General features: G+C 61.6%; 9 protein-coding genes and 1 pseudogene. 5 read left to right on the forward strand and 5 right to left on the reverse strand.

Annotated elements, in window-relative coordinates:
• Positions 1-56: 56 nt before the first annotated feature.
• Both AB8B02_RS07300 and AB8B02_RS07305 read right to left on the reverse strand, forming a co-directional pair.
• Positions 57-2,132: a 2Fe-2S iron-sulfur cluster-binding protein gene (locus AB8B02_RS07300; RefSeq protein WP_439063562.1), complete on the reverse strand. Its 2,076-nt coding sequence runs from the start codon at positions 2,130-2,132 to the stop codon at positions 57-59.
• A 57-nt stretch (positions 2,133-2,189) separates the two neighbouring features.
• Positions 2,190-2,807, reverse strand: a complete 618-nt coding sequence (locus AB8B02_RS07305) for a glutathione S-transferase family protein (RefSeq protein ID WP_439063563.1) — start codon at positions 2,805-2,807, stop codon at positions 2,190-2,192.
• Positions 2,808-3,181: 374 nt separating this feature from the next.
• Here AB8B02_RS07305 and ccmI point away from each other — a divergent pair, with 374 nt between their 5' ends.
• The 4 genes from ccmI to AB8B02_RS07325 are packed head-to-tail and all read left to right on the forward strand — an operon-like array spanning position 3,182 to position 7,297.
• Positions 3,182-4,300 carry a c-type cytochrome biogenesis protein CcmI gene (gene ccmI, locus AB8B02_RS07310; protein ID WP_439063564.1) on the forward strand — a complete coding sequence of 373 codons (1,119 nt, stop codon included), beginning with the start codon at positions 3,182-3,184 and terminating at the stop codon, positions 4,298-4,300.
• A 6-nt stretch (positions 4,301-4,306) separates the two neighbouring features.
• Entirely contained in the window at positions 4,307-4,816 is a 510-nt protein-coding gene (ccmE, locus tag AB8B02_RS07315; protein ID WP_231080987.1) for a cytochrome c maturation protein CcmE, read from the forward strand.
• Complete coding sequence (locus AB8B02_RS07320; protein WP_439063565.1) at positions 4,813-6,795, forward strand: heme lyase CcmF/NrfE family subunit; 1,983 nt, start codon at positions 4,813-4,815, stop codon at positions 6,793-6,795. The genes ccmE and AB8B02_RS07320 overlap by 4 nt, the downstream gene beginning before the upstream one ends.
• Positions 6,796-6,799: 4 nt before the next feature.
• The gene (locus tag AB8B02_RS07325) at positions 6,800-7,297 is read left to right on the forward strand and encodes a cytochrome c-type biogenesis protein (RefSeq protein WP_439063566.1); all 498 of its coding nucleotides are present in this window, start codon (positions 6,800-6,802) and stop codon (positions 7,295-7,297) included.
• Positions 7,298-7,339: 42 nt separating this feature from the next.
• On the opposite strand, the gene AB8B02_RS07330 is transcribed toward AB8B02_RS07325, so the two are convergent.
• The 3 genes from AB8B02_RS07330 to AB8B02_RS07340 form a co-directional block, all read right to left on the reverse strand.
• On the reverse strand, positions 7,340-8,071 hold the full coding sequence (locus AB8B02_RS07330) for a sulfite exporter TauE/SafE family protein (RefSeq protein ID WP_120290905.1): 732 nt from the start codon (positions 8,069-8,071) through the stop codon (positions 7,340-7,342).
• 570 nt (positions 8,072-8,641) lie between these two features.
• On the reverse strand, positions 8,642-10,411 hold the full coding sequence (locus AB8B02_RS07335; RefSeq protein WP_439063567.1) for a hybrid sensor histidine kinase/response regulator: 1,770 nt from the start codon (positions 10,409-10,411) through the stop codon (positions 8,642-8,644).
• Between the two features lie 57 nt (positions 10,412-10,468).
• Complete coding sequence (locus tag AB8B02_RS07340) at positions 10,469-11,131, reverse strand: response regulator (protein WP_439063568.1); 663 nt, start codon at positions 11,129-11,131, stop codon at positions 10,469-10,471.
• A gap of 147 nt (positions 11,132-11,278) precedes the next feature.
• Here AB8B02_RS07340 and AB8B02_RS07345 point away from each other — a divergent pair.
• Positions 11,279-11,781 (forward strand): annotated as a pseudogene (locus AB8B02_RS07345) (IS630 family transposase); the annotation flags it as partial.
• Between the last annotated feature and the right edge of the window lie 36 nt (positions 11,782-11,817).

The raw sequence follows: 11,817 nt of genomic DNA on the forward strand, positions 1-11,817 counted from the left end.
AGGCGATGCGAAATGGCTCGTCGGCGATGTGACATCCGCATCGCCTCATCCCGAGATCAGAGCGCCAATTGAATGCGATTGGCTTCGTTGCCGTTCTGTGCGGCCGGAACGGCACAGCAGATCAGGACTTCATCGTCGGCCACCGCAGCGGCTGGTTCTTTGACGTAGGTCACCGCTCCCGCCAGAAGCTTCGTTCGGCAGGTGCCGCAATGTCCTTCCCGACAACTGAAATCGGGGCTCAGGCCTCGGGATTCGGCGAGGTCGAGCAACGATCCCGACTCTGGTGTCCAGCGCGCTTCCTTCAATGACTCTGTGAACACGACATGCACCGATGTCGACGACGATGGCTGGCGCGCCGGCGCTGTCGCCGGGCTGTCGACGGTTCGTACCAGTGACGCGGGGCCGAATGTCTCGGCGTGGATACGGTTGTCAGCGATGTTCAGTGCACGAAGACCGTCATAGATCGACTGCATGAATCCGGAAGGTCCGCAGAGATAGTAATCGTAGTCGCCGACCGGCATGAACCGTGAAAGCAGGGCCATGTCGATACGCCCCGCAGTGTCGTAGTCGGGACCTTCTTCGGCATCCGCGATATCGCCGAGAACGCGGATAATGCGGACTGCGTCTCCAGCGGAGGCCGCAAGTTCGTCCAATTCGTTGCCGAAGGGGCGCTCGTTCTTCGAACGGGCTGCCTGAAAAAGCACGGTCGGTCGAATCTTGAGCGTCCGCAGCCCTTCGTAAATCACATGCCGCAGCATCGCGAGCATCGGCGTGATGCCGATGCCGCCCGCCAGAAGCACCGCTGGCCGCGCCTCAGCGGCATCGATGGTGAATTCACCGGCGGGCGCGCTTGCTTCGATCACGTCGCCAATATTGATGCCGTCGTGTAGCCGCTGCGACACCAGTCCATCGCGTTTGACGCTGATGCGGTAGACGTGATCCGAAGGCGCGACCGACAGCGTATAGGTTCGGATGGTGGTCTTCTCCGCTCTGTCAATGGGCAGTCTGATCGGGAGATACTGTCCGGCGCGATGAGGGAGGAGGCCGGCGCCGTCAGTCGGCTCGAGATGAAACGACCTGACCGTTGCGCTCTCATCGACGATGTTGATGACCTTGAACGGCCGCCATTTGGTCGCAAGTTCTGCAGCCCGCAGACGACCGGCTGCCTGCTCCCAACTGCCTGTCATGAGTGTGCTCGGAGCCCATCCGTCCGGCCGGGACGACCAGCGCAGGGACAGGGCACCGCGCCGAAGAACGACGCGCCGCGCGTTGAATTGCCAAAGGCGCTCGGCGCCCTGGAAGGCGGCGATCTCCGGGGCGTCCAGCACGACCCGGGCGTCACCGGTCATCTGCAGCACGTCGCCGGTCTCGAAATCGACAAACAAGAGTCCGGCTTTGCCGTTGATGAGGATGTTGCCCAGCGTCGCGAAAAAGAGATTGCCTGCGAAATCCGGGATTGTGAGCGTACCGTCGTCGGCAACGCGAACGAAACCGGGATTGCCGCCGCGGCTCGAGACGTCGACCTGTCGACGGGATTCTCGCTCGACATAGGACGCGACAAAGAACATGTCGGCGGCTTCGATCATGCGGCGTGCCGTTGCGTCGATTTCGGCTTTCTCTTCGATATTTCCCGTAAACAGTTTGCGTGGATCGCGGACGAACTCATAATCGCGGAGCTGGATGTAGCGCGGGCAATTGCCGAAACTTTGATCGACGTCGAAATGGATCGCGTTGTGGTCCGATGGTCCGATGACGCCGTTGACGCGATTCCGGCGGCGCGTGTGAAGTTCGATGCCGAGCAGGCCGATTGCATCGCCCTCGTGTATCCCTTCGCTGGCGGGATCGCTTGGCTCCCTGACGACATCGATATCGAGCGATTGCGCTGTTGGCGATGAGATGAAGCTAGGCTTGCCGGTGACAAATGTGGCCCATGCGTCACCTGCGCCGTCGACGCTGCCGAGCGCGATAAAGGGGATCTGGGCGTAGAAATCCCGGTGTTGCGCCGGCATGTAGTCGCGCACGATGCGCTTGCCGAGCTCATCCATGTGAGTCGAAACGCCGACCTTTTCCTGAATCGCCTTCTCGCCGGCGTGCCAGATGTCCAGTTTTGATAGCGACATAATATCGGTCATCGGTCCGCTCTCGTTGGCGGTGTCGGGCGTATGCCTGGATACGCCCGACACACGCAGTTAAGCCGCAGCGGCGAGGCCGACGGGGGTCTTGGCGAAAGGCACGAAGCCGGGCAGCGCTTCGATGCGGCGCAAGAAGGCGGTCACCTTGGCATAGCCGGACAGATCGACATTTCCTTCCGGCGCGCTTGCGATGTAGCTGTAGAGCGCCACATCCGCGATGGTCGGACCATTGCCGACAAGCCAGTCGCGATCGGCGAGATGCGCTTCGACCAGTGCCAACAAGGCGTGCGCGCGCTCGATGACTTCCTCTGGATTGAAGTTCCTGCCGAAAACGGTGATCAGCCGTGCAGCGGCAGGACCATAAGCCAGTTGGCCGGCAGCGACGGACAGCCAGCGCTGGATGGCCGCGCTTCCCTTCGCGTCATCGGGCAGCCACTCGGCTCGGCCGGACGTCTTGGCGAGATAAACGAGGATGGCGTTCGAGTCGGAGACGATGGTGCCACTGTCATCGAGGACCGGCACCTGACCGAACGGATTGAGCGCAAGGAAATCCGGCGTCTTGTGCGCGCCCGACTTCAGGTCAACCTCGATGAGTTCGTGGGGCAGGCCAAGGAGCGAAGCGAACAGATGCGCGCGATGAGAGTGGCCGGATAGTGGATGGTGATAGAGCTTCATGATTGTGATCCTGAATTCGTGGTCGGGTCCATTCCCGTTCAGCGAATGCAAGTTGCTTCATGATCCGGCGCGCGAGAATGCACGCTCTGTGCACTTCATCATTGCGCCGGATGAAATAACCGCGGCCTTTGTCGGCGCGCGACAGGCCCGATAGCGGTTTCATCAATCGCGTCGATGGGTCTTCCCGGAGGGCATCCACGTCGCGGAGGGGGCATTACTCGGAAAGCGGGCTCGCAGCCGCCGCAATTCTTGATCCAGAACAAGCGGCTGGACGTCGCGATGGCATAAAAGTCAATTGCGCGGCGTCGATGGCCATGGTGTAACCCGGCAAAGACGTCGTTTAGATCGACTCAAGACTACGCCGGAACCCATTGATGGCCTTATGGTTTGTGTTCGCCTTGATGACCGCCGCGGCGACTTTCGCCGTGTTGTGGCCGCTTGGCCGGACCCGCTCCGATGCCGGGGGTACCGAGGCCACTGTCTACCGGGATCAGCTCGCTGAAATCACCCGCGATACCGCCGCCGGCCTGATCGGGCCGACCGAGGCGGAAGCGGCACGTGTCGAGATCAGCCGTCGTCTGCTGGCAGCGGTCGACGCGGAGGGCGCGGCGTCTGTGGGCAGCAGTCCGGGCTTTCGCCGCGCGGTGGCGCTGGTGGCGCTGATCGGCCTGCCGCTGCTGGCCATCGGCTTCTATCTGCCGCTCGGTTCGCCTGCCATGCCGGACTTTCCGCTCGCCGCGCGCAACCAGTCGCCCAGTCCCACCCAGCCGCTGGACAATCTCGTCGCACAGGTCGAGCAGCATCTCGAGAAAAACCCGACCGACGGCCGTGGCTGGACCGTGCTGGCGCCTGTGCTGGCGAAGATCGGCCGTACCGACGATGCGGTGCGCGCGTTCCGCAATGCGATCACTTATGCCGGCGATACGGCCGCGCGGCGCGCCGATCTCGGCGAGGCCATGGCGATGGCCGCCAATGGTGTCATCACCGCGGATGCCAAGACCGAATTCGAACGCGCTGTCGCGCTCGATGCCGGAGAGGTGAAGGCACGCTACTTCCTGGGCCTAGCGGCTGAGCAGGACGGGCGTGGCAGCGACGCGGCGGTGATCTGGCGCGACATGCTGGCAAAGGGATCTGCGGATGCGCCGTGGCGTCCGGTGGTCACGGCGGCCCTGGCGCGCGTCGGCGGCAGCGCTCCGAAATCAGGCCCGAACCTGCCGGCACTGTCGGAAGACACGATCGCGTCGGTACAGGGCATGAATGCAGGCGACCGCAATGCGATGATCCATGGCATGGTGGACCGGCTTGCCACGCGGCTCAAGCAGGATGGCAGCGATGTCGAGGGATGGTTGCGGCTGGTGCGTGCCTATATGGTGCTCGGTGAGCGCGACAAGGCAAAGAGCGCGCTAGCGGATGCACGGGAGGCGGTCGGCACCGATGCCGAGCGGCTGCGCAAGCTGAACGATGGCCTGAAAGACACCGGGCTGGATGGGTAACGCGCAATGACACGCAAGCAGCGACGATTGACGATGATCGGTGGAGCGCTGGTGGTGCTCGCCATCGCGGCCGGACTCGTGCTCAACGCGATGCGCGACTCCATCGTATTCTTCTCGACGCCGCAGATGGTTGCCGAAAAGCAGATCCCCGTTGGCAAGCGCTTTCGTCTCGGCGGCATGGTCGAGCAGGGCTCGCTGGTGCGCGGCGATAATCTCGCCGTGAGCTTCAAGGTCTCCGATGGTGGCGCAACCTTGCCGGTGAACTACAAGGGCATCCTGCCGGATCTGTTCCGCGAGGGGCAGGGCGTTGTCGCCGAAGGCGCGATGGATGCGTCGGGCGTGTTCAAGGCCGATACGGTCCTGGCGAAGCATGACGAGAACTACATGCCGAAGGAAGTCGCTGACGCGCTCAAGAAACAGGGGCGCTGGCAGGAAGGCGAGGGCGGCAAGCCGGTGATGTCGCAGGGCGCTGCAAAGCCAGTGGTGACGCCTGCAAAACAGAGTGTTTTGCAGTGATTGCCGAGGCGGGACACTATGCATTGGTGCTGGCGCTGGCGCTGGCGTTGATCCAGTCGACGGTGCCGATCATCGGTGCGCGCCTGCGCGATCCTGCATTGATGAATGTCGCGCGCTCCACGGCACTGGCGCAGTTGCTGTTTGCGGGGCTGTCGTTTCTCGCGCTGACGACGCTCTATGTCACGTCGGATTTCTCGGTCGCCAATGTGTTCGAGAATTCGCACTCCGCAAAACCGCTGCTCTACAAGATCACCGGCGTGTGGGGAAACCACGAAGGCTCGATGCTGCTGTGGGTGTCGATCCTCGCACTGTTCGGCGGGCTCGTCGCCGCCTTCGGCAATAATCTGCCGCTGTCGCTGCGCGCGCATGTGCTGGCGGTGCAGGGCTGGATCGCCGCGGCGTTCTATCTGTTCATCCTGATGACCTCGAATCCGTTCCTGCGGCTGGCACAGCCGCCGCTCGAGGGCCGCGATCTCAATCCGGTGCTGCAGGATATCGGCCTCGCGGTGCATCCGCCGATGCTCTATCTCGGCTATGTCGGCTTCTCCATCGCATTCTCCTTCGCCGTCGCTGCATTGATCGAAGGCCGCATCGATGCCGCTTGGGCGCGCTGGGTGCGGCCATGGACGCTGGTGGCGTGGATCTTTCTGACGCTCGGCATCGCGATGGGCTCGTACTGGGCTTATTACGAACTCGGCTGGGGTGGCTGGTGGTTCTGGGATCCCGTCGAGAACGCCTCGCTGATGCCATGGCTGTCCGGCACCGCGTTGCTGCACTCCGCGGTGGTGATGGAGAAACGCAACGCGCTGAAGGTCTGGACCATCTTGCTGGCGATCCTTACCTTCTCGCTGTCGCTGCTCGGCACATTCCTGGTGCGCTCCGGCGTCCTCACCTCGGTTCACGCCTTCGCGACCGACCCGACGCGCGGCGTGTTCATCCTGCTGATCCTGTGCGTGTTCATTGGCGGCAGCCTGACGCTGTATATGTGGCGTGCGTCGTCGTTGAAGCAGGGCGGACTGTTCGCGCCGATCTCGCGCGAGGGCGCGCTGGTGCTGAACAACCTGTTCCTCACCACGGCCTGCGCCACGGTGTTCATCGGCACGCTTTATCCGCTGGCGCTGGAAATGCTGACCGGCGAGAAAATCTCGGTCGGCGCGCCGTTCTTCAATCTCACATTCGGGCCGCTGTTCGTGCCACTGCTGCTGGCGATGCCGTTCGGGCCGCTGCTGGCGTGGAAGCGCGGCGATCTCAGAGGCGTGACGCAGCGGCTGATGGCTGCCGGAATCGCCGCGCTTCTGGCGGTAGCACTGGTCTGGGCATGGACGACGGGCGGTGCGGCGCTGGCACCGCTGGCGATCGGGCTCGGCGTGTTCGTCATTGCCGGATCGATCGTCGATATCGCCGAACGCACCATGCTGTTTCGTTTACCGGTCGGTGCGGCGTTCCGCCGTGCGCGCGGATTGCCGCGCGCGGCCTGGGGCACGGCCTTTGCTCATGCCGGCATCGGCGTCGCGCTGATCGGTATCGTCTGCGAGAGCACCTGGAATACCGAATATATCGGCACCATGCAGCCGAATGATGTGGCGAAGCTTGCCGGCTATGAGCTCACGCTCAAGGATGTGACGCAGCGGCAGGGGCCGAATTTCCGCGAAAGCCTCGCGCGCTTCAGGGTGACGCGCGGCGGCGACGAGATCGGCGAGATGACGCCATCGAAGCGCAACTTCACCGCGCGGCAGTCCTCCACCACGGAAGCCGCGCTGCTGTCGCGCGGCGCCAGCCAGCTTTATATCTCGCTTGGTGAGGAGGCCGCCAGCGGCGCAGTTGCCGTGCGGATGTATCACAAGCCGCTGGTGCTGATGATCTGGTGGGGGCCGGTGCTGATGGCCTTTGGCGGGCTGCTGTCACTGTCCGACCGGCGGCTACGCGTCGGCGCGCCGAAGCCGGCCAAGGCGGCGCGCGCACTACAGCCGGCGGAGTGATGGCGTGACACGCATTGTCGCAAGCCTCATCGCCGTCATGTTCCTGCTCGCTGCGCCGCTCGCGCATGCGGTGCAGCCCGACGAGATCATGAAGGACCCGGCCCAGGAAGGCCGCGCGCGCAACCTGTCGAAGGAGCTGCGCTGCATGGTCTGCCAGAACCAGTCCATCGACGATTCCGATGCACCGTTGGCGCGCGACCTGCGCCTCTTGGTGCGCGAGCGCATCGCCACCGGCGAGAGCGACAAGCAGGTGCTGGATTTCCTGGTGGCGCGCTACGGCGAATTCGTGCTGCTGAAGCCGCGGCTCAACCTGCACACGCTGCTGCTGTGGCTGCTGACGCCACTGGTGCTGATCGGTGGTGGCGTTGCGCTATGGTGGCACAACCGGCGGCGGGGCCAAGCTGCAGGCGATGATGATGCCGTGATGAAACTCACCGCCGAGGAAGAAGCGCGGATCGAGCGGCTGATTGCCAAGGAAACGGTGCAGGACAAGCCGGTTTAGTTCGCCGACCCCGGCCAGCAGCCGACTATTGAGAGCTCGCATCTAGATCACAAGGCAAAGTCCCGAAAACAGCAACAAGCCCAGGATAATTCGTTTGAAGGCTGCTTCGTTGACCCGTCCGAACAGGACGATGCCTAAAGCCGTTCCAGCAGCCAAGGCGGGTAGAGACATGCCAAAGTTGATCAAGACCTTTAACGAAAGGCTGTGGTGCGAAAGCATGAGAGCAAGGGCGAAAAGCTGCATGACCCCTATGTAGGGTTGAACCAGACCGCGCTGCTGATTTTTCGGGAGACCATGGATGTCGCACCAGATCGCAGGAAGCGCGCCGGGCATCGCAGTCAATCCGCCGACCAGTCCCCCACCAAACCCTACCAGCGCGTTTCTGCTCTGGCTCTCCATCTGACGCGAGCAGGCAGGCGTTGGCCGGAACAAGGCATATGTCGCGTAAAGGGATACGAGAGCTCCAAAACCCAGTCTGAAGGTTCCAGTACCTACATTTTGCAGGAGATAGATCGCGATCGGAATGCCCAGCAGTCCACCCGCGATGAAAACGAGGCTGGTTTTCCATTGCATGTTCTTGCGTAGCGCAAACAGAGTGGCCGCTTGTACAGTGATGCTGCAAGCCATCATCAATGGCACAGCTTCCATAGGCGGAAAAACGTGTAGCAGGACAGCACCGGCGACCGCCGAGAACGCAAACCCGGAAAGGCCGGAAACGAACGCGCCCGCAAAGACCGCCCCGCTTAGCGTCAAATAAGCCGCTATATCTGACATGGCATCGCTTCCTTTGGAACGGTGATCGTCTTCAATAGCGGGAACGCTGGGGCGTCCGAACTCACTCAAGCGATAACAACCAATCCATCTAGTCGCCGTGGATCGCCGTTGTTGCCGTTTCGATAGGTTGGATACTCGACACGTGGTTCAGCATGTATCCTCCGACAACGTGCAAAATGCCGAAGCCAGCCAGGACAGCGATTGCCCACGCTTTGAGAGGAGACGGAGGAGGCGTTGGTCGACGGATGTGGGAGCTCTTGGTAACTGCCATATCCAAATTTCCTTCTTGCATGCGTTCGGAAAATTCGACTGTCACTTTGAAAGCGCGCTCCTGCTTCTAACTGCCGAATTCAAGATCGGCTGCTGCTTAAGCGCGTCCAGTTGGGGTGAACGATATCGCTGGGTTCATACGCGAGCGATACGGCAGATGTCGTATTTCGTCGTCGGCAAGGAGGCTAATGTCGAAAGGCCCTGCGCCGCCGCAGGTGGCGCCGCCGTGGGAGATCAGCGCCGAGACATAATCTCAACCGTGGCCGGGTGATCGCCAATCCGGGGCAGCTACATATGCTTTTAGCGACCGCTATCGATCGATTCCTTGCCCTCAACACAGGCTGCAACGATCGCTTCGTGCAATTCCTCGCCGGTGATCGGCTTGTGCAGAATACGATGACCGCTGGCGATGGCTTCCTTGATCCGCGACGGCGAGGTATCGCCGGTCACGATAACGGCAGGGACCGAGCGGCCGATATGGGCGCAAAGGGCCCCGATTGCGTCCAGGCCCGTAGCCTCATCTCTGAGGCGGTAGTCGGCAATGATCAGATCGACCGGTGCATCGCCGGCCTCGATCGCCTCTGCATGAATCTGTTGCACCTCGGCGGCAGATCGGCCGGCATAGACGCGATGCCCCTGCAGGGAGAGCAACTGTACCATGATGTCGAGAACATTCCTCTCGTCTTCCACGACCATGATGCCGACGGCGATGCCGGCTGGTGATGCCTTGTTGTCGGGCAAAGGAGTTTCCACCGCACTGGCTATCGGAACCGTAACGGAAAACATCGAGCCGCGCCCGGTGACGGAGACCAGCTTTAGCGGATGTTGCAGCAGTACGGCGGTGCGGCGAACGATGGCGAGGCCAAGGCCGAGGCCGAGCGCGCGATCCCTCGCCGGATTCTGCAATTGCACGAATTCCTCGAACACCATTGCTTGCTGATCTGCGGGGATGCCGGGGCCGGTATCCCATATCTGGATTTCCACCGAAGCGTCGCGCCTACGGCAGCCGAGCAGAACGCCGCCGGATCTCGTGTATCGAAAAGCGTTCGACAGCAGATTGTCCAAAACCCGTTTCAGCATCATGGGATCGCTGTCCACCAGCAGACGGCTTTCAACAACACGCCAATCAAGGCCGCGATCCTTCGCCACGGGCGCGAATTCGTTGCCGAGTTGATTGAAAAGTTGGGACAAATTCACCGTCTCCTTCGCAACAGTGACGACGCCGGCATCGAGCCGGGAGATGTCGAGCAGTCCATTCAGGAGGGCGCTGAGGTTGCCGACAATGGATTTTGCCTTGCCGGCCAGATCGCGAGCATCGCCCGATGCGACAGCGCCGCGGTGACCCAGCGCCGCGAGCGTGGCGATCAGTAGACTCAAGGCATGGATCGGCTGGCGCAGGTCATGACTGGCGGCCGCAAGGAAACGCGTTTTCGCATGATCGGCCGCTTGCGCGCGGTCGCGTTCTTCCTGCAGGTGGCTCACCAGTTCGACATTTTCCAGGCGCAACCTGATGGTCTCACGCAGCATGTGGTACGTTGTGCGGCAGTAATAGAGATTGATGGCCACAAGCCCCGCAAGCAGGGAGAGATATGCGCCGGAGATATCACCTCCATTGGTAATCGAGCGTACCGTGATCGGAAGCACCGTTGCTACGATCGAGCCGACGAGAGCGGGCGGAAAGGCCGAGAGCGACGGAACGGTGCCGCAGATCAGACCGGTCAAGACGATGACCGTGAATGAAAAAGGAATGGGCGCCTCAGGAAGGAACCCAACCCAGCCGAGCATTCCCCACAGCAGGCCTGACACGCAGGAAAACGCAGCCGCAAGCCAAGCCCATCGCAACGCGGATGTCGGCTCTCTATCTCGGCTGAAGAACCGGCGCGCCGCCAGGACGCGTATGGCAGTGAGCAGATACAACGCGCCGAGCCATCCGATCAACCAGCTCGCCGATACGACGCTCCTCAGTACGTATGCTGCCGCCAGGGAGATGAGGATGTTGGCGACCACCACTCCGTAGGAATTGCGATACAAAAGCTCGACGAGCGCCTCGCGTATCTTGTCTTCTTGCATCGAAACCTCTTCGCGCGCCGGTAGGTGCGGCGGCTTCGTTCGCGAGTTGCCGTTGCGCTAGCCCGCTGGAAGGCCGAGACGAATTGCGTAGGCTGCCAATTCAGCACCGCTGTGCAGATCAAGCTTCCGCATCAGATTCTCGCGATGTTTCCGGGCGGTCAGCGGGCTAATGCCGAGCCGATTGGCGATGTCGCGGCTGGTGGCACCGTGAGGGATCATCCCCAGGATTTGCCGCTCGCGCCGTGTAAGCGTGACCGGAGATATGATCGCAGCCGTGGGCTCCGGGGAGTCGTTCGGGCCGTCATGCTGGTCCACCGCAAAACGAACCTCCTCCGCCACATAGGCGTTGCCTTTTCTGATGGCATCGACTGCAGCGATGAGTTCGGATGGATCGCCGCTCTTGGTCAAATAGCCATTCGCGCCTGCAGAAAACGCTGCCCGAATGGAACGTGGCTCAACATTGGCGGTCACGACAAGAACTCGCAGCTCCGGCCATTCGGTTCTCAGGTTAGCTATGAATTGAAACCCGTTCACACCCGGCATGCCGAGATCGAGTATGAGAAGATCGGCGGAGCTTTCGTTCAGCAGCCGGTGAACGGCTTCACCGTCCGCCGCTTCTCCACTGACCGTAAGCCTGTCCACGGTCGACAGAAGCTGTTTCAGGCCTTCCCGAATGAAGGCATGATCGTCAGCAATGATCGTCCTCAGCAGTCCGCTCATGCATCGCCCCGCTACAACGGCGCTAGGATATAAGTCAGATCCAATCAAAGATTGGAATCCATGCATTCATTTGCCTGATGATCTTAATACAAAATACGCGAGTTGCCGTATTTTTACATATGGTCGCTGAGGCTCAGGACTCATTGAATCCAGGCGCTCGACCGCACCCAACCCGGCTTGCCGATGAAGAAGGGCCGCGTCGGGACGATGATCCACGACTACCAACGGCACGACCAATCTGTTTGCGGCGCTGAATATCCTCGACGGCACCATTATCGGCCGCAATATGCAGCCCCACCGGCACCAGGAGTTCATCCGCTTCCTCAACACCATCGAGGGCCAGGTGCCGGCACGAAGGCGATCCACGCCATCATCGACAACTACGCCAACCGCAAACATCCCAAGGTGCAAGAATGGTTGGCCCGGCATCCCGCTGGACGTTCCGCTTCACACCAACCTCGGCATCATGGCTCAACGCTGTCGAAGGCATCTTCGCAAAGCTTGCGAGACGCCGCCTCAAACGCGGCGTGTTCCGATCCGTGGATGATCTCAAAGCCGCCATCGATCGCTTCGTTACCGAAACCAACGCCGATCTAAAGCCCTTTGTCTGGACGGCCAATCCCAAACTCGTCCTCGTCGCTATCAAACGGGAGAAGCGTCAATCCACTAGTGCAGCTGTTGCCGCG

Origin of the sequence: Tardiphaga sp. 862_B3_N4_1 (genome assembly GCF_051811085.1) — a bacterium.
In the GTDB taxonomy this organism is placed as follows: Bacteria; Pseudomonadota; Alphaproteobacteria; order Rhizobiales; family Xanthobacteraceae; genus Tardiphaga; species Tardiphaga robiniae.